Raw genomic sequence first — 17,453 nt, forward strand, 5'->3', positions numbered from 1 at the left:
GTTAACCAATGTTTTGCCCTGAGCCTTACTGAAAGACCTTTCGAAAAGTGAAGCGAGAGTGAGTGCCAACCGTTACACCACCTTTTATATTGTTTAATTCCGATCGGTATACTAGACTATAAAATACTAGATAATGTTTGTCAATTCTATCTTTTTAACTCGAAAATTATGACAAAGGGAGCTTGATGCTATGGAACCGGTTTTAAAAATAAGGGACTTACACGTGTCGTTTACCGGGAGGCAGGAAGATTTCAACGCGGTGCGTGGCGTAAGTTTCGAAGTCAATCGAGGGGAGACACTCGGTATCGTAGGGGAATCAGGGAGTGGGAAAAGTGTAACGGCGCGTTCAATCATGCGTTTGTTACCCTCTCCTCCATCATATGTAAAGGAAGGCATCATTGAATTCCTTGGGGACGACTTGAGCCTGAAGACAGAAAAAGAAATGGAAAGCATTCGCGGCCATGGGATTGGCATGATATTTCAAGACCCTATGACTTCTTTAAACCCGACTAAAAGAATCGGAAATCAAATTTCCGAAAGTATAGTTAAACATATGAACGTCTCCAAAAGAGAAGCGAGAAAAGAAGCAGTGGAACTCTTGAAATTGGTCGGCATTCAAGACAGTGAAGCGCGTTACGACCAATACCCGCATGAGTTTTCGGGAGGGATGCGTCAACGTGTGATGATTGCGATCGCCCTCGCGTGTAAGCCCGCATTACTCATTGCAGATGAGCCGACCACTGCTCTGGATGTAACGATCCAAGCGCAGATTTTAGAGCTGATGAAAGACATTCAACAGCGGTTCGGCACGTCGATTATTCTCATTACACATGATTTAGGGGTCGTAGCGGAAATGTGTGATCGCGTAGCAGTCATGAAAGACGGGGAAATCGTTGAAACTGGAACAACGTCCGACATTTTTGAAAGTCCCAAACATCCTTATACTAAAAGGTTATTACATGCACTGCCTCGTTTGGATGAAAGGAAGAAAGAAAAACGGGTATCTCAACTTCGGGAAGGAATCGACAGAACTATCCCGCTTGTTCAAGTGAAATCCTTGAAACAACATTTCGACAGTGGAAAAGGGGAAGTGACCAAGGCGGTGGATGATATCAGTTTTCACATTCGACCTGGCGAAACGCTTGGGCTCGTAGGGGAATCGGGCTCGGGGAAGTCGACTACAGGCCGCGCCATCCTTCGATTGAATGAGCCGACCGCAGGAGAGATTCTCTACGAAGGGATGGCCATTAACCGTTTCTCCGCAAAAGAGATGAAAGCGATGCGAAGTCATATGCAGATGATATTTCAAGACCCTTATTCCTCTTTGAACCCGCGGTTTAAAGTACTCGACATTATCGGGCAAGCACTGGATATCCATCGGATGAGTAAGAATAAAAAGGAGCGGAAGCAAAGAGTGGAAGACCTCCTAGTAATGGTAGGACTAGAGCCGGAGCATGCGATGCGCTATCCGCATGAATTCTCAGGCGGTCAGCGTCAACGAATTGGAATTGCACGTGCATTGGCAGTTGAGCCGGATTTCATAGTGTGTGATGAACCGCTCTCCGCACTTGACGTATCGATTCAGACACAGATTGTGAAACTTCTGGAGGATTTGCAGCACAAGCTAGGTCTCACATATTTATTCATCGCTCATGACTTGTCGATGGTAAAGCATATCAGTGACCGGGTGGCGGTCATGTACGCGGGCAAGATTGTCGAGTTGGCAGAAAGCGAAGAACTATACAATAACCCATTACATCCCTATACCAAGTCGCTGCTATCCGCAATTCCGATTCCTGACCCTAAAGTGCAGAGGAACAAAAACCGTAACCTAACTATTGAAGACACTAGTGAAGGAAAGTTTGATGTGCAAAACCAACAACTTGTAGAAGTGTCTGAAGGGCATTGGGTAGCAAAGGCACTCGAGTAATCTTAGGGGTAAGATTTCCTTGTAAAAACGATTCAATTCATGCGTTACTGTACGATGATCTTTATAAGTTCATGAATTGTCTATACCCTCAAACATCTCCCTTTTGTATCTCCTTGAATTAGTCTATAATTGGGAAGGTAAAGCACGATTATTTATTAATTAATCAAAACGTATAGATGCAGACAAAGGTCAGTAATACAAAAAAGGTGCTGTGGGAACGTTCCCCTCCATTTTTTTTGCAAATTCAGTGTGTAAGGATGGGTCAAATGAGCAACAGAGATACGAATACAGACGTTATTTTGATTGGCGCCGGCATTATGAGTGCTACGCTCGGAGCGATGCTGAAGGAAGTTGCCCCAGAGTGGAATATTACCGTGTTTGAAAAGCTGAACCGTGCAGGGGAAGAGAGTTCGAATGAATGGAATAATGCCGGTACAGGTCACGCAGCATTATGCGAACTGAACTATACAACGGAAAAGGCAGACGGTTCCATTGATATTAGCAAAGCGATTAAAATCAACGAACAGTTTCAAGTATCTAAGCAGTTCTGGTCATTTTTAGTAGAGAACGGAAGAATTCAACGTCCTGAAGATTTTATCCGTCCACTCCCACACATGAGTTATGTGCAAGGTAAGGACAACGTGACGTTTTTAAAGAAGCGCTATGAAACGATGAAACAAAATCCACTGTTTCAAGATATGGAGTACACAGAAGATCGTGAAGTATTAAAAGAATGGGTCCCTGTAATGATGGAAGGCCGGACATCAACTGAACCGATCGCGATTTCTAAAATCGACGCAGGAACGGATGTCAATTTCGGTGCGCTTACCCATATGCTATTCGACCATCTACAACGTGAAAACGTAGATATCCAATACCGACGTAGCGTCGAGGATCTGAAGCAGAAAAGTGACGGACGCTGGGAGCTGAAAGTTCGTAACTTAGTGAGCGGGGAAGTCGAGCGCCACACGGCGAAGTTCGTTTTCATCGGCGGAGGCGGCGGCAGCCTTCACTTGCTGCAAAAGTCAGGCATTCCTGAAGGGAAAGGAATAGGCGGCTTCCCTGTCAGCGGTCTGTTCCTAGTATGTAACAATCCGGAAGTTGCGGAAAAGCATTATGCAAAAGTATATGGAAAAGCATCGGTCGGAGCACCCCCGATGTCTGTCCCTCACTTGGATACTCGTTATATTGACAACCAGAAGTCCTTGCTGTTCGGACCGTTTGCTGGCTTCTCACCGAAGTTCCTGAAAACAGGTTCGATGATGGACTTACTGTCGTCAGTAAAGCCGAACAACGTCTTCAACATGCTATCTGCTGGTGTGAAAGAGATGTCATTGACAAAGTATCTCATTCAGCAGCTCATGCTCTCGAAAGAACAGCAAGTTGAGGAATTACGCGCGTTCATCCCGAATGCGAAGGTCGATGAGTGGGATGTGGTTGTTGCAGGTCAGCGGGTACAAGTTATCAAAGAAACTGAAGCAGGCGGAAAAGGGACCCTCCAATTCGGAACGGAACTGGTCAACTCTGCAGATGGTTCAATTGCTGCATTGCTCGGAGCTTCCCCAGGAGCGTCAACAGCAGTCCATGTCATGATCAATCTACTCAATACATGTTTCCCAGATCGTAAAAATGAATGGGAAGCGAAGTTCAAAGAAATGGTGCCTTCGTACGGTACAGCATTGGTGGAAAATCCGGATATGCTTCGTGATGTGAAAGTGGCAACTGCGAAGTCATTGAAGCTGGACGCGGAGCAAGTGGTCATCGATGCTCCTGTAACTGGTGTGGAAGAACCGGAAATCTTACCGGAAGAGAACTAATACCTCTAACTTACCCCCTTACTGACATTCGGTAAGGGGGTTTTATATGTTGGTGGTATATTATTTATGTAATCGATTAAAAAGTAAGAGGGCTTCTTCTTTTGAATTATTACGAATCATCAAATGGAGTAAGCATCGCGGCAGGTTAAACAAGAAGTGAGAATCATTGCTCTTCACTTCTGCCAGGCGGTACAATTTCGTGGAACGACACACTCTCCAGTTTTTCAGTTTCCGTGACATACGTTACGCGAACGACAACGCCGTATTCCCGGTTCCCTTCACGCAGCCAGAGGCGGAATGTGGCAACAGTGGAGCCATTATTTGCGGCGCTTCCCATATACAAGTAGTCAACAATACTGGCTTTCGGATACTTCGATTGCGTTTGAGTAATAGCTAGTCTTGACCATTCCGCATACGCAGGGGCACCTTCTTGCACCACTTCAGAAATCGGTGCTTGAGGTGAATTAGAGACGATGAAAAGTCCGATCGCAATCGCAATTTTAATCATCAAAACGTATCACTCCTTTTGGGTAGGATGCGTTTTTTCGTTTGTATTATACAGAAATGACGTGAATGAAGTAGCAGCATGTTTACTTTTTCGTTACACTATAGAAAATGAAGTACGGGGAGGATTTAGTCAATATGCAACCCTCAATTTACCAAGCAGACCTGAACACAAACATGTCAAAAGCGGAGTATCAATCGCCAATCGGTGTGATTGAAATTGTGGGAACAGAAGAAGCGATTGTTTCGATTTTATTTACAGATACTGAGGTTGTCGAGACAGGGTTGACGGATTCAACCTTTCAAGTAGTGAAAGACTGTTACAACGAGCTGGATGAGTACTTTAATGGGACTCGTAAGGAGTTTACAATTCCTTATGAAAACGCTGGAACCGAATTCAGACGAACTGTTTGGCAAGCACTAACGGATATTCCTTATGCACAAACTGCGTCTTATCGAGATATTGCACGTTCGGTTGGCAACGAAAAGGCAGTGCGAGCAGTCGGTACGGCTAATGGGAAAAACAAGCTGAGCATCATCATTCCGTGTCACCGGATTATCGGCTCGAATGGAACGTTGACAGGATACGCAGGTGGCTTGTGGAGGAAAGAATGGCTGCTAGCGCATGAACAAAAAAATAAGTAAAGATTTTGAAGTGCAGGGAATGCGCCTGGTCGACTGAAAATCATAATGTGAATGCTCCTCGAATAGCGTTTTGGCACCAGGGCACACTACCTTTAAAAAACGAGGCGTGTGATCAGGTGAAAACTCTAACGCAAGACGACCCGCCCGTTTCGCGAGGGAACCCGCCCGTTTCGCGAGGGAACCCGCCCGTTTCGCGAGGGAACCCGCCCGTTTCGCGGGGGAACCCGCCCGTTTAGCGAGGGAACCCGCCCGTTTCGACGAGGAACCCGCCCGTTTCGCGAGGGAACCCGCCCGTTTAGCGAGGGAACCCGCTCGTTTCGACGAGGGAACCCGCTCGTTAAGCCAGTCAACCCGCTCATTTAACAAGTCAACCCACCCACACTCTCTCCATAACTCCTCTTAAAATTATCTCTAATTTCTTTATTATACGAAAAGTTATTGGAATTTCCCTGGCAACTTGTTACGCTTAAGCAAACAGAGAGAGCTAGGGGGAACTACCGTATGCCAACAGAACCAATTATTTCACTGCGAGACCTCACGATGGAATTTCCGGGGAAACGAGTGCTAGATGGAATCTCCCTTGACGTGTATCGAGGACAGATCATCGGATACATCGGACCGAATGGAGCTGGAAAAAGTACAACACTGAAAATCTTACTTGGACTCCTTCGAGATTACAAAGGGACTGTTGAGATTTTTGGAAACGATTTACGTAACGAAGACCAGAACGTTAAACGCAGAATAGGCTACGTGCCCGAGAATGCGGAGATCTACGATACGCTGACACCTATGGAATATTTGACGTTCATTGGTGAGCTGTATGGTATGAAGCGCACAACGGTCGAGGAAAAAGCACGGCAGCTGATGACTGAGCTGGGACTCGGGGACGTTTTGCACACTCGGATTTCTTCCTTCTCCAAGGGTATGAAGCAAAAAGTGCTCATCATCTCGAGCTTACTGCATGATCCGGACATATTATTTTTAGATGAACCATTAAGCGGACTTGATGCTAATAGCGTAATGGTGGTCAAAGATATTTTAGCAATGCTTGCGGCAAGCGGGAAAACGATTTTTTACTCCTCACATATAATGGATGTCGTAGAGAAAATCAGTAATCGCATTGTGCTTCTGTACGATGGGAAAATTGCAGCCGACGGGTCATTTGAAGAATTAAGAGGTCAGGGTGAAGCAGGATCTCTTGAAATGTTATTTAATCAGTTGACCGGTTTTAATGAACATCAGCAAACGGCGAAGCGCTTTGTAGAGCTCGTTATAGGCGGTGAAATGGATGGGTAACTTCCGATCACTGCGTGTGATGGACTTATTTAAAGGTCTCTTTCAAACGTTTGGAATCCACTATCCTTCCATGCGAACAATTGTGGGGCTGAAGCTGACAATGGATGAACGGCGCATCCCTGTTGTATTTTCTCAAACGAAACTGAAAGAAGGCAACCAATTTCTTAAATCCCTTGGATTGTATGTGCTATACGGTCTAGTGATTATTCCCTTCCTGTTCATTGGCGACAGCGTCATGCTGCAGATGGGGATTGGTTTCGGAATTGCGATGTTCATGATCATGACGTCGCTCATTGCTGACTTTTCCAGTGTGCTCCTGGACGTGAGAGATCGGATTCTGCTGGCTGCTGCACCCGTGGATGATCGGACGCTAAATGCTGCGAAGCTAGTCCATATCAGTATTTACATAACATTGATTGCACTCTCTTTACTCGGCATTCCTTCAATCGTAATACTTGTGTCCAAAGGGATACTGTTCTTTTTATTGTTTCTAGTGATGATGATTTTTCTGATGCTGTTCATCATCGCACTTACAGCGATCACCTATATGGTGATGCTGCGTGTTTTCGACGGTGAACGACTAAAAGATATGATCAATTACGTACAGATCCTATTATCAGTAGGGGTTTTTGTTGGATATCAAGTTCTGATCCGCTCGTTTGACTTCGTCGGTTTAACCATTTCGTATGAGTTCAGCTGGTGGCATATCCTGATACCGCCGCTATGGTTTGCAGCACCTTTCGAATGGTTGCTAGGGGGCAATGGGAGTCAACCGCTCGTTATGCTCTCGATAACTGCTGTTATCATTCCCGTATTCGCGATTTGGATGTACATCCGTAAAATGCCGTTGTTTGAACGTGACCTTCAGAAACTAATGACTGAAACAAGAGGCGGCAAACAACAACAGGCAGTATTGATGAGGTTCTGGGGGTGGGTGCTCTGCAGAAACAGCGAAGAACGAGCAAGTTTCCGGTTTTCATGGCAGTTGATGAAACGAGAACGTGATTTTAAACTGAAAGTGTATCCATCGTTAGGGGTCGGATTCGTTGCACCTTTCCTCTTTTTATATATCTTTCTATCCGATGGAACAAGGCAAGACATGATAACCTCCAGTACGTATTTCATGATTTACTTTGGTTTTATCGTCATTGGGCCACTTGCTATCATGTTAAGTTATTCAGGTAAATTCAAAGGGGCATGGATCTTTACCGTCGCTCCCATAACGAGCGTTTCACGTGTTGACAGAGCAGCTTTAAAAGCAAGTCTAGCCCAGTTGTTTTTGCCAGTCTTTATCATGCAGGCGGTAGTATTTACGGTGTTGTTCGGCTGGCGAATTGTCCCCGATCTTATTGTCGTCTTGTTTTCAGCTGTCCTATATGCAGCCATTTGCTATGCGATAGGTGCAAAAGGTACATTGCCATTTTCGCTACCAATGGGTGAGTCTGTTCAATCGGGTACAGCAAAACAGATTATCCTCATGCTGCTCATTGGAGTCTTTGTAGGGATTCATATTCTGATGAATAAAATTCCATATGGGACTCCGATTTACTTAGTCGTGATTGTATTGGGATGTCTGGTCGGCTGGAAGACGCTGCTTCCGATTAAGCGTCATTATGTATGAATAACAAATGGGCCTACTTGGTAGATAATGCTGGGTAGGTCCATTTTCACTTCAAGAAAGATCTAATAAGTATCGAAACTTTTTTTACTTCCTTTCGTAATATGGAAAAGGAGTGAATGATTTGTTAAAGTGGACAGGCTATCAGTTAGCAACGGCGTGTGCAGTAATCTTAGGATTGGTCGGTAAGCATTATTACATAAGTTCAATTCATGAGTCGCTTGAAAGTCTACCAAGTTGGATAGACCCTATTATTGCAATTACATTTGTTAGCATCATCGGTACAGTGTGGAGTATTGCAGCAGTTGTATATTGGCAAGCGCGCAAGAACGGGCAATTTTTCACACATAAGATTTGGAGAATACTACCTGTTCTCTTAGGAGTCCTCTTTGTGCTTTCATTTATTGGATTTGTCGTTCTGGGAATCACTGTATTTGCATCGATCACTCAAGATCAGCAATGGCAAATTGACGTGGTCCTGCTATACTTTTTAGCTTTAATGTATTTATTTGTTCTATCGGTAGTTCAGCGCTACGGTAAGGTAAGGACGCCGGAGGACTTAATCGTCTATTCTGCCAACTGCACCGTGCTTATTCTGCTTATTATCATGTTCTTCATTCCACCTATTTAGTGGGACCATAAGGACGGATGTATAAGCATTTTTCTACAAAACATTATGTTTCAAAATGAAAAAAGAAAAAAGAGTATCCGTTCACCATACCGGTCATTCAGTCATTGATAGAACTAGAGTTAACAAATCCTGTTACGTATTTTGTTGGAGAAAATGGTTCAGGAAAGTCAACGTTAATGGAAGGGATAGCGGGTGTATGTGGGTTTAATCTCGCTGGCGGGGGGGGTGTAACAATCAGTATGAAGTGGAAGCAGCGAGGAGAGATCTCTCGGAGTATTTAAAATTATCACAGATGCCTAAAGTGACAAATGGATTTTTCTTACGAGCTGAATCATTTTATCAATTTGCATCTCTCGTGTACCAAATAGGTACTTATAATTAATGCCTATGGCGGGATATCCTTGCATCATCAATTTCTCGGCGAATCATTCATTTCCTTATTCCTCAATCGCTTTAACGGCGAGCACTCTATTTGTTGGATGAACCAGAAGCGGCATTATCGCCACAGCGCCAATTAACATTTTTGAGGATTATCCATAAGCTGATGGAAGAGAAAAACTGTCAATTCATCATAGCAACGCATTCTCCAATTCTGCTTGGTTATCCGGAAGCATCCATACTCAGTTTCGATGAAGAAGAAATCCACGCAATTGACTATGAGCAGACCCATCACTATCAAGTAACGAAATACTTCTTAGATCATCGACAAAAATATCTAAAAGACCTATTCGAGGAAGGGTAAACGCTTGAGTTGATACGCTTTTGTATCCTATCATCGTTCATCTACTACTTGAAATTTAAATTCCTTTTCATGGATTGTTATCATTTTGATGGCTTTTTCACTTTCAACAAGCGGATCATCTACGGCATGAGTGATCGTAGCTGTAATAATCGGTTGACTGAACCGTTTATGCGCTTTGAGATCTAGCGAGCTGTAGGAGTTGGACTCATTCAAGTGATAGACGACGTAGGTATGGTCCCCGTGTTCAAATGTACTGAACGCTTGTTGACGGTTAGACTCTTTCATACCCTGCTGTACTCCCGATGGCAGGTCAGAAATCTCTACTACTTCATAATCCATAGGATGATACATAGCGTTATGAATGCTCAGTGCGATTAAGAAAACTAGCACAACATACGTGAAGCCCCATCGGGATACTTTCTTCAAATACAAAACCTTCCTCCACAAATTGTTTCTACTAATACGTTATTTAGGTCATTAAGTTCCCATTATTCCAATTGGAGTTTGGCTTTTTTAAAATTCATTTAATCACTGCAACTTTCTTAAGTAGAACATAGTCTGGAATCGCAACAGTAATTTTGACTGCGTTTTGAGCTAGGTTTCCAGGAATTGAAGCGAAGTGAGCTACCCAGCTTTACATCCGATTACTGGTAAGAAGTATCTGAGTAATCTATTATTGATAACTAGATAAGCGTTAAAATGGAGGGAATGAGATGAGCTACAAATGGTTGGAATGGGCACAACGAATTCAATCGATCTCCCAGGCCGGACTGGCTTTTTCGAATGATGCATTCGATCGGGAGCGCTATGAGGAATTACAAGTAATTAGCGCAGAAATTATGGCGTCTCATACAAAAACGGACATGCAACAAATTCAAGATCTTTTTCTGGAGGAAAAGGGATATCCGACTCCTAAGATAGATGTTAGAGGTGTTGTGTTTCAAGACGATCAAATCTTACTCGTGAAAGAAATACACGACAAGAAATGGGCGTTGCCAGGCGGTTTTTGTGAAGTAGGATTGTCTGCTGCAGAAAATGTGGTGAAAGAAATACGAGAAGAGTCAGGGTACGTCGTTGAACCGGGAAAATTACTGGCACTGATGGATATGAATAAGTACGCATCGATACCCCAAGCGTTTCACTATTATAAACTCTTCATCCAATGCGAAATTAGTGGAGGACAACCGATCACCGGAATCGAGACAGCGGAAATCGGATTTTTCACTGAAAACAATCTCCCGGAGCTTTCTGTGAAACGCAATACTACAGAACAGATCCACATCCTTTTCGAATTCAATCGTAATCCTCATAAAAAAACATGGATTGACTAGAAAAGAGAACGTGTTTAACAGAAAGGAGGGTCAGAGATGAAACTGTTCAGCACTATCAAGAAAGAAAAAGAGTATTGGCTGGTAGACCAGGTGAAACAACCTGTGGTAAGTGAACGTGACTATGAAGAAACTTTCCAAGAACTATTGAGAGAATGGGATCACAAGGAAGTGGACTACCTATCCTTATTGATGGATGAGACGTTTGAGGTGTGGCTGCTAAAAAAAGGTTTCCATAAGGTATCTGTAATTGTGGAATATACCGTGGATTTACATACAATTCATATGCAAATATCTGATATTTCTACAATGATTTTAGCAGACTCCGAAATGACCGATGAAACGTTTGCGCACTTATATGAGCAATGTCGCAGTGGCTCCGCCAATAAAAATAACCTATTTACAATTGAACAAATCATGGAGTCTTTCGAATTGGAACTGGGTCCCGATTGGAGATCTCATTGCATGATTTTCCAAAGAGAAGGCGAATCGGTAGGCATCGGCATCCCTCATATTGAACCAGATACGCTGGAGGAAGGCAGGCTATTTTACTTTGGTATGTTACCAAAATGGCGAGGCAAGGGAGTAGGGACAGTGTGCCATCAACATTCCCTGGAGGCATTGAAAGGATTTGGTGCAACGTATTATGTAGGAAGTACCGACGCTTCAAATGCTGGGATGATCCGGATTTTTGAGAACAATGGCTGTGTGTTGAGAGACCGTAAAGGCGTTTATCGGATCGATCGACCACGTACTGTTTGAAAAGTGGAAGAGTAAGAAGAAACCCAACGAAGTAGGATAGGCATGTGCAGTACCTTATTTACATGAATAAACAAGAGTGCACTACTTGAAAAAGCTTTTTGAGTAGGTATAATGAGACTTAATTGCATACTCATGTTTTCTAGGGTTCCGTAACGAACTGTTAGTCTGGACCGAGAGAAAACTCACAGCTTTGCTGTGTCACGGAAGGATAAAAGCCTGGGAGATCACTGTTTTCAGTATCTCTCGGGCTTTTTTTTCTGTTAAAAAATAGGGAGGTGCCCGTAACTTGAATGCAAATTGGATGAAGGTCGTCATTGCAGCGGTATTTGAAGTGTTTTGGGTAGTTGGGTTAAAGCATGCGGACGGTTTTTTAGAGTGGAGTGGGACGGTTTTAGCCATCGCCATCAGCTTTTATATGATGATTATGGCAGGAAGAAAACTACCCGTCGGAACGGTTTATGCCGTTTTTGTAGGTCTTGGTACAGCGGGGACCGTCTTTTCAGATATCGTATTTTTTGGAGAGCCATTTAAAATGGTAAAGGTGATCTTGATTGTAGTGTTGTTAGCAGGAGTGATCGGTTTAAAAGTTGTAACTCCGGACACTGAAACTGAAGGAGTGGACTCGTAATGGCATGGGTTTCATTAGTGGTGGCAGGTTTGTTTGAAATGTTTGGTGTGTTAATGATCAGTAAGTTACACAAGGATCGGAATTGGCAGGCAGTCGTACTGCTGGTTGCGGGATTTGGCGCGAGTTTTCTATTCTTAGCAAATGCCATGGAAACGTTGCCCATGGGTACTGCTTACGCGGTTTGGACAGGGATTGGAGCATCCGGCGGTGCCTTACTAGGAATGCTCGTATATGGAGAGTCGAAAGAGTGGAAACGCTTGCTGTTCATCGGGATGGTACTAGGGGCGGCAGTAGGGTTAAAGCTTGTGTCTTGATAGAGTATAGGTGCAGAAAGAAGTCTATGAACTGATAACTCGATTAAAGGGGAAGGGGGACACACATGAAGTTACCCATGGAGTTCGAACAAAGGATCCGGGATAGTTTCGGAACAAAGGGTGAGGTATGGCTGGAATCATTGGAAGAACGAGTGAACTACTTTGCGGAGCACTGGAGATTGACCGTTAAGCAACCGGTTCACAGTCTCTCTTATCACTATGTCACAAATGTGGTAGACTCGCAGAAAAATCCTCTCATTTTAAAGTTAGGATTACCAGATGTGGACTGCCGCAACGAGATGGCCACTCTCAGAATATACGATGGCTATGGATGTGCACAATTGGTGAAGGAGGATCGGGTACGAGGGGCCATGTTATTGGAGAACCTTACTCCTGGGCATATGCTCTGTAATCTTTCTGACGAAGAGGTAATTGTCCAGGAATTCATACGTGTATGGAAGAAACTCCGCCGAGATGTGCCAGAGGCCTGTGATCTGCCGCTCATCACGGATTGGGCAGTCACACTGGAAGACTACCAAAAACACCATTTGGTTATAGACGGAGACCTTCCGAACGAGAGGGTCCGTCAGGCACTTCATTATTTCCGCGAACTGTGGGATACCACTGAAACACTAGGTTTGCTGCATGGCGATTTACATCACGGGAATATTTTATACAGTCAAGAGCGAGGGTGGCTCGCAATTGACCCAAAGGGGGTTGTCGGAGATCCTTACTTCGACCTCATACAATTCATGTTAAATGATTTAATTGAAAAGCCTGATCCAAAAACACTCCTGCGTTATCGGGTTGAACGAATCAGCGAATTGCTTGCACTTGATAAGAGGCGTTTATTAAAAGCGGCAATTGCAATGTCTATGTTGTATGCTTGTTGGTTTGTTGAAGATAAGCATCCGGCTTGGATCGAGAGATTGCAGTGCGCTCAGTGGTTTAATGAGTTTTTGGAAGAAGCTATTCGTTGAAGCGTATTTTACGAAAATACTTCATCTTGAACAAACCTTTCAAATTCCTTTTCTTCTTCTATGAAGGGTGAGTGATTGCTGTATTCAAAAGTGGTCATCGTTGAGTTGGGCATCAATTCTGCCGCTTCCTTGGAAAAATGATGAGGACATTGAGCATCATGATGGCCAGAATAGATATGCGCCTCAACATAAACATCCATAAGTGAAGCTCTTAGATCATACGTTGGCAGTTCTTCATAGGAGAAGTAATCTAAGCGTGCGGGTACCGTCTTTCCGCTGTTTGGCCTTCTACTCATTTCATCATAGGTATCCTCGTTATAAAGAGACATCAGTGACCACTCTTTCCCGGCAGCACGTCGCTGGTCATCTGTGGATGCGCGATCTTTTAAGATGTTTAATATTTCCAATAGACGAGGGTTATTCGGATTTTGAGAACAATATATACTCCCCTTGTCTTTCATATAGTCTGACGATGCGCATAAGCCACCTGCTATGATTTTCACTAAACTATCTGGAAATCGCGTAGCATACTTAAGGGCGAGCATACCACCAGTTGAATGACCGGCAAATATCCATTTTTTGATGGAGAGAGACTTGCGTATTGCTTCCAAGTCCTTCACTGCATCGTCCATTCCTAATGTATAGTCTTCACTTTGTGGTGAAGAGTTTCCACAACCGCGCAAATTCACAAGATAAACTGTCGCACTCTTTGTGAAGATATTGGCAAAAAGGTTGCCGTTCTTATTGAATTCGCTGTATAAGTGAGTGACGCAAAGGGGCTGTCCGCTTCCTTTCGTAAATAGCTCGAAATCTCCGCGTTCTGTCGTAATCATTTGTTGCTTCCACATCGTACCCAATCCTTTCTCCTCTGGTGTGATGCTATATCGTTTATCCACTTAACGATCCTCCTTCACTTCAAATCCCAATTGCACAGAATCTGCAATTTTCTTGTATCCTATTTCCTGATAAATCTTGTTAGACGTTGGATTCGTCATGTCTGTGTACAGCATGCAGAATTCGTAGTTGTTTAATAACTTGGCAGAAAAGTCTGCGACGAGGGTCCGTGCATAGCCTTTCCTCCGGTGTTCAGCCAGTGTATAGACGAAGGAAACTGTGATGCTGTTTTGCGAAGGTCTTGCTTGCTTTGCACATGCCACTGGAATTCCGTTGTCTTCCCACAACACTATTTCCTCACGCTCAACTGAGCGCGCTACCCACTCTGCTGCTTGTTCTGGGGTCACTTCGGGCATCTGGGTATCTTCTATAAATCCGATATGCCATTCTTTAAGCAGCGGTTTGTCGGATTCCTGGGCTAACCTGAATGTCCCGGGACTTTTCTCGAGGGTTTCATCGACCTTATCTAATCGATACAAACCTTGGTCCATTATCGTTTTGTAGGGTTGATTGGTCTGGGCACTCCATCTAGCTGCGAATCGCTCGGCCCATGGTTTCAAACTAATGATCGAAGGTAATGCCAAGTCGTTGGAGAGGATGTAGTCAATTATCTGATCGATTGCCGCATCCATCTGCTGTTCATCTGTAAATATCATGTTGAGCGGGAAAGGCGGCGTCATTTGAAACAAAGCGACCACGTTGCCATGATGTTCCGCAGTTGCCATCAACGGCTCTTTTACCATGCCGGCTTTAATGGATTGTAAGACACCATTGAACAGGCTGAAAACATCCTCCCCTTCTGATAAAATCGGATCTGCTTTGGCAGCAAATGCCAGTGGATCTTCGTAAAAAAGTATTTCCATGGAGACACCCCTTCTCGTGATGAATTGATTATACTTATTGGAAAGTGAATTTTCAATCACTTATGAGTGATTCAATACAAGTTCGATAGAAGAGCGATGAGGGCTTAGGGAAACGGGTACAAGGGTACAGAAAGCATAAAAGGAACGACCAAGGAGGCGGAATGAATGGCAGAAAGAAAGCCGGTGGTAGCGATAGCGGGAGCAAGCGGTTATATCGGGAATAGCTTGCTGGAATACTTAAAAGGGAAAGCGACAGTCATTGCATTATCCAGAAATGGCGGACGGCGTAAAGATACTGAAGATGTAAAGTGGCGCTCATGTGATCTGTTTTCTATGAAGGATGCAGAAAAAGGGGTAGAGGGTGCTGACATTGCAGTATATCTGGTCCATTCGATGTTGAAATCCGCAAAGCTGACACAAGGAAATTTTGAAGATATGGATGTGATTTTGGCGGATAACTTTGCACAAGCCGCAAAGCGTCAAGGCATTCAGCAAATTGTCTATTTGAGCGGAATTATTCCGGAAGACTACGAGTCAAAACTTTCTCAGCACTTGCGAAGCCGGTTGGAAGTGGAACGAGTATTGCGGGCGTATGACGTACCAGTGACCGCTTTACGAGCAGGCTTGATAGTCGGTCCTAAAGGTTCCTCTTTTCCAATTCTATCAAAGCTTGTGAAGCGATTGCCGATCATGGTCCTCCCGAAATGGACGAGCACTAAAACACAGCCCGTCGCTTTGAAAGATGTATTGACTGCATTGACCTCCATTATCATGGACGTTGACTTGAAAGATCGTTCCATTGACATTGGCGGGCCGGATGTGATGACATACAAAACGATGATGAAGGCAACGGCAAATGTAATGGGGAAAAACCCCAAGATGCTCAATGTACCGTTCTTCTCGATAACCCTCTCCAGACTATGGCTCAGACTCGTCACGAATACCCCGAAAGAGATGGTGTATCCACTTTTGGAAAGCTTAAAGCATCCGATGGTTGTCCACAAAAGGTATACGGTTGAAGGGATTAGCAATGGAAAAACCCCATTTAAGGAAGCTGCACAAATCGCCATGGACGCAGATGCCCAAAAAGACAAACGCTCTACATCCCTTTTACCGGTATTCGGTCCTCTGAAACAAGATGTCCGCTCTGTTCAGCGGGTTGAGTTGCCAACTGGATGGACGGCGGATGAAGCCGCACGTTATTACGTGAAATGGTTGGAGACATTTTTGAATCCATGGGTCCAAACGACGGTAGACAGCGAGTTGAATTGTAGAATCGGATTCCTCGGAAGTCGCACGCTTCTGGAATTATCTTATTCAGGAGAGCGAAGTACTGAAGACCGGGCGCTCTACTACATTACAGGTGGGTTTTTACTGGATGACCAAACGAATGAGCGAGGGCGGATGGAGTTCCGTAAAATACCGGGAGCGAGTGAAGCGATAATAGCGATTCATGATTACCTGCCATCGCTTCCTTGGTTTGTTTACTATGTTACACAAGCGAATATGCATGCGTTCGTCATGAGTGCGTTCAGGAAACATATGCACCGGTTGAGCGTAAGTGAGCGAGATCGCCAGTATGTCAGAAACTTAACAGTTGAAGATGGTTAACCGATTCATCCTGCCGACTACATCGATTGATGGGGTCGGCAGTTTTAGTGTAGGGGAATGACGAATCAGCAATATGGATGGAACCATCGGCACGATCAAGTCGACAGGTTTACTGCCATATCAGGACTCGCGTTACCTGTGATCTAAATCCAATATCCGCAAAACAAAAAACGCACCCGGATTGAGGATGCGTTTTGTCTACTCCTTATACAAATGTTGTGATTTTCTCAAGCGGTAAACGAGACGACCCATATGCTGGGGCAGCTGCTTTTCCAAGTGCGATTAGCACAAGTGGAACGTAACGGTCTTCCAGGTTGAATTCTTTCGCAAATTGCGCTTTATCGAAACCGCCCATTGGGACCGTGTCGTAGCCTTTCGCCTTTGCAATCAACATCAATTGCATCGAAACGAGACCTGCGTCAAACGCAGCAATCGTCAAGCGGGCGGCTGTTGGGGCACTCGGGTAAAGGGCCTTTGCATTATCGATCTGCCTTTGGACATTGACTTCATCGATATAACCGGCTTGTAAGTTGGCACCATAGATCTCATCAATATTATGATACATTTCTGTATCGCCAATTACTGCGATGATGGCAGAAGACGTCTCCATTTGCTCTTGGTTGAATGAGAATTCTTTAATCTTCTTTTTGGCTTCTGGGTCTTGAATGACGATAAACCGCCAAGGCTGTAAGTTGCTCGAAGAAGGGGCAAGTATTGCTTCTTGTAACATTTCTTCAATCACTTCGGGTGCAATATGATAATCCGACTCGAATTTCCGGACGGATTTACGAGCGTGAATGACTTCTGATAGTGGGGCAAATAATTCTGTCATGTGAAAAACTCCTTTGTAGATACATTTGAATTCAACTTACCTTTAGTAAGTACATAAC

The 17,453-nt window shown here is 44.2% G+C and carries 17 protein-coding genes, 1 pseudogene and 1 riboswitch; of the genes and pseudogenes, 13 read left to right on the top strand and 5 right to left on the bottom strand.

Annotated features, from left to right (window positions below):
- The first annotated feature begins 190 nt into the window (after nt 1-190).
- Together ABE021_RS07635 and ABE021_RS07640 are read left to right on the top strand one after the other, a co-directional pair.
- Nucleotides 191-1,930, top strand: coding sequence for a dipeptide ABC transporter ATP-binding protein (locus ABE021_RS07635; protein WP_430287860.1), 1,740 nt, complete (start codon nt 191-193; stop codon nt 1,928-1,930).
- A 266-nt stretch (nt 1,931-2,196) separates the two neighbouring features.
- Nucleotides 2,197-3,747: a malate:quinone oxidoreductase gene (locus tag ABE021_RS07640; RefSeq protein ID WP_430287861.1), complete on the top strand. Its 1,551-nt coding sequence runs from the start codon at nt 2,197-2,199 to the stop codon at nt 3,745-3,747.
- A 163-nt stretch (nt 3,748-3,910) separates the two neighbouring features.
- Here the strand turns inward: ABE021_RS07640 and ABE021_RS07645 are convergent, their stop codons facing one another.
- Complete coding sequence (locus ABE021_RS07645) at nt 3,911-4,255, bottom strand: DUF3889 domain-containing protein (RefSeq protein ID WP_430288181.1); 345 nt, start codon at nt 4,253-4,255, stop codon at nt 3,911-3,913.
- 134 nt (nt 4,256-4,389) lie between these two features.
- On the opposite strand from ABE021_RS07645, the gene ABE021_RS07650 reads away from it, so the two are divergent.
- The 5 genes and pseudogenes from ABE021_RS07650 (at nt 4,390) to ABE021_RS07670 (ending at nt 9,183) form a co-directional block, all read left to right on the top strand.
- A complete protein-coding gene (locus tag ABE021_RS07650; RefSeq protein WP_430287863.1) occupies nt 4,390-4,896 on the top strand; it encodes a methylated-DNA--[protein]-cysteine S-methyltransferase in 507 nt (168 codons plus the stop codon).
- A 501-nt stretch (nt 4,897-5,397) separates the two neighbouring features.
- A complete protein-coding gene (locus ABE021_RS07655) occupies nt 5,398-6,192 on the top strand; it encodes an ABC transporter ATP-binding protein (RefSeq protein ID WP_430287864.1) in 795 nt (264 codons plus the stop codon).
- A complete protein-coding gene (locus ABE021_RS07660; RefSeq protein ID WP_430287865.1) occupies nt 6,185-7,813 on the top strand; it encodes a hypothetical protein in 1,629 nt (542 codons plus the stop codon). Before ABE021_RS07655 ends, ABE021_RS07660 begins: the two co-directional genes overlap by 8 nt.
- Nucleotides 7,814-7,934: 121 nt before the next feature.
- Nucleotides 7,935-8,441 carry a hypothetical protein gene (locus tag ABE021_RS07665; protein ID WP_430287866.1) on the top strand — a complete coding sequence of 169 codons (507 nt, stop codon included), beginning with the start codon at nt 7,935-7,937 and terminating at the stop codon, nt 8,439-8,441.
- A gap of 86 nt (nt 8,442-8,527) precedes the next feature.
- Nucleotides 8,528-9,183: pseudogene (locus ABE021_RS07670) on the top strand (AAA family ATPase).
- Nucleotides 9,184-9,213: 30 nt separating this feature from the next.
- On the opposite strand, the gene ABE021_RS07675 reads toward ABE021_RS07670, so the two are convergent.
- A complete protein-coding gene (locus ABE021_RS07675) occupies nt 9,214-9,615 on the bottom strand; it encodes a hypothetical protein (protein WP_430287867.1) in 402 nt (133 codons plus the stop codon).
- 281 nt (nt 9,616-9,896) lie between these two features.
- On the opposite strand from ABE021_RS07675, the gene ABE021_RS07680 reads away from it, so the two are divergent.
- The 5 genes from ABE021_RS07680 to ABE021_RS07700 all read left to right on the top strand — a co-directional run bounded on the left by ABE021_RS07680 (nt 9,897) and on the right by ABE021_RS07700 (nt 13,195).
- Nucleotides 9,897-10,514: an NUDIX hydrolase gene (locus ABE021_RS07680; protein WP_430287868.1), complete on the top strand. Its 618-nt coding sequence runs from the start codon at nt 9,897-9,899 to the stop codon at nt 10,512-10,514.
- A 36-nt stretch (nt 10,515-10,550) separates the two neighbouring features.
- Nucleotides 10,551-11,273, top strand: coding sequence for a GNAT family N-acetyltransferase (locus ABE021_RS07685; RefSeq protein WP_430287869.1), 723 nt, complete (start codon nt 10,551-10,553; stop codon nt 11,271-11,273).
- Nucleotides 11,274-11,401: 128 nt separating this feature from the next.
- Nucleotides 11,402-11,498: riboswitch (guanidine-I (ykkC/yxkD leader) on the top strand.
- A 61-nt stretch (nt 11,499-11,559) separates the two neighbouring features.
- Nucleotides 11,560-11,901 (top strand): DMT family transporter, encoded by a 342-nt coding sequence (locus ABE021_RS07690; RefSeq protein WP_430287870.1) that lies wholly within the window; start codon nt 11,560-11,562, stop codon nt 11,899-11,901.
- On the top strand, nt 11,901-12,215 hold the full coding sequence (locus ABE021_RS07695; RefSeq protein WP_430287871.1) for a DMT family transporter: 315 nt from the start codon (nt 11,901-11,903) through the stop codon (nt 12,213-12,215). Before ABE021_RS07690 ends, ABE021_RS07695 begins: the two co-directional genes overlap by 1 nt.
- Before the next feature lie 65 nt (nt 12,216-12,280).
- Nucleotides 12,281-13,195, top strand: a complete 915-nt coding sequence (locus tag ABE021_RS07700; RefSeq protein ID WP_430287872.1) for an aminoglycoside phosphotransferase family protein — start codon at nt 12,281-12,283, stop codon at nt 13,193-13,195.
- 8 nt (nt 13,196-13,203) lie between these two features.
- On the opposite strand, the gene ABE021_RS07705 is transcribed toward ABE021_RS07700, so the two are convergent.
- Together ABE021_RS07705 and ABE021_RS07710 are read right to left on the bottom strand one after the other, a co-directional pair.
- On the bottom strand, nt 13,204-14,043 hold the full coding sequence (locus ABE021_RS07705) for an alpha/beta fold hydrolase (protein WP_430288182.1): 840 nt from the start codon (nt 14,041-14,043) through the stop codon (nt 13,204-13,206).
- Between the two features lie 48 nt (nt 14,044-14,091).
- A complete protein-coding gene (locus tag ABE021_RS07710; protein WP_430287873.1) occupies nt 14,092-14,952 on the bottom strand; it encodes a GNAT family N-acetyltransferase in 861 nt (286 codons plus the stop codon).
- A 165-nt stretch (nt 14,953-15,117) separates the two neighbouring features.
- On the opposite strand from ABE021_RS07710, the gene ABE021_RS07715 reads away from it, so the two are divergent.
- Nucleotides 15,118-16,563 carry an NAD(P)H-binding protein gene (locus ABE021_RS07715; protein WP_430287874.1) on the top strand — a complete coding sequence of 482 codons (1,446 nt, stop codon included), beginning with the start codon at nt 15,118-15,120 and terminating at the stop codon, nt 16,561-16,563.
- Between the two features lie 205 nt (nt 16,564-16,768).
- On the opposite strand, the gene ABE021_RS07720 is transcribed toward ABE021_RS07715, so the two are convergent.
- On the bottom strand, nt 16,769-17,395 hold the full coding sequence (locus ABE021_RS07720; RefSeq protein WP_430287875.1) for a nitroreductase family protein: 627 nt from the start codon (nt 17,393-17,395) through the stop codon (nt 16,769-16,771).
- Nucleotides 17,396-17,453: the final 58 nt, after the last annotated feature.

The organism is Sporosarcina gallistercoris, from assembly GCF_050459885.1.
In the GTDB taxonomy this organism is placed as follows: Bacteria; Bacillota; Bacilli; order Bacillales_A; family Planococcaceae; genus Sporosarcina; species Sporosarcina gallistercoris_A.

Excerpts from the sequence above, each read along its gene's own strand:
- ABE021_RS07635 (WP_430287860.1), top strand. The coding sequence starts at position 191 with ATGGAACCGGTTTTAAAAATAAGGGACTTACACGTGTCGTTTACCGGG.
- ABE021_RS07640 (WP_430287861.1), top strand. The coding sequence starts at position 2,197 with ATGAGCAACAGAGATACGAATACAGACGTTATTTTGATTGGCGCCGGC.
- ABE021_RS07645 (WP_430288181.1), bottom strand. The coding sequence starts at position 4,255 with ATGATTAAAATTGCGATTGCGATCGGACTTTTCATCGTCTCTAATTCA.
- ABE021_RS07650 (WP_430287863.1), top strand. The coding sequence starts at position 4,390 with ATGCAACCCTCAATTTACCAAGCAGACCTGAACACAAACATGTCAAAA.
- ABE021_RS07655 (WP_430287864.1), top strand. The coding sequence starts at position 5,398 with ATGCCAACAGAACCAATTATTTCACTGCGAGACCTCACGATGGAATTT.
- ABE021_RS07660 (WP_430287865.1), top strand. The coding sequence starts at position 6,185 with ATGGGTAACTTCCGATCACTGCGTGTGATGGACTTATTTAAAGGTCTC.
- ABE021_RS07680 (WP_430287868.1), top strand. The coding sequence starts at position 9,897 with ATGAGCTACAAATGGTTGGAATGGGCACAACGAATTCAATCGATCTCC.
- ABE021_RS07685 (WP_430287869.1), top strand. The coding sequence starts at position 10,551 with ATGAAACTGTTCAGCACTATCAAGAAAGAAAAAGAGTATTGGCTGGTA.
- ABE021_RS07695 (WP_430287871.1), top strand. The coding sequence starts at position 11,901 with ATGGCATGGGTTTCATTAGTGGTGGCAGGTTTGTTTGAAATGTTTGGT.
- ABE021_RS07700 (WP_430287872.1), top strand. The coding sequence starts at position 12,281 with ATGAAGTTACCCATGGAGTTCGAACAAAGGATCCGGGATAGTTTCGGA.
- ABE021_RS07705 (WP_430288182.1), bottom strand. The coding sequence starts at position 14,043 with ATGTGGAAGCAACAAATGATTACGACAGAACGCGGAGATTTCGAGCTA.
- ABE021_RS07710 (WP_430287873.1), bottom strand. The coding sequence starts at position 14,952 with ATGGAAATACTTTTTTACGAAGATCCACTGGCATTTGCTGCCAAAGCA.
- ABE021_RS07715 (WP_430287874.1), top strand. The coding sequence starts at position 15,118 with ATGGCAGAAAGAAAGCCGGTGGTAGCGATAGCGGGAGCAAGCGGTTAT.
- ABE021_RS07720 (WP_430287875.1), bottom strand. The coding sequence starts at position 17,395 with ATGACAGAATTATTTGCCCCACTATCAGAAGTCATTCACGCTCGTAAA.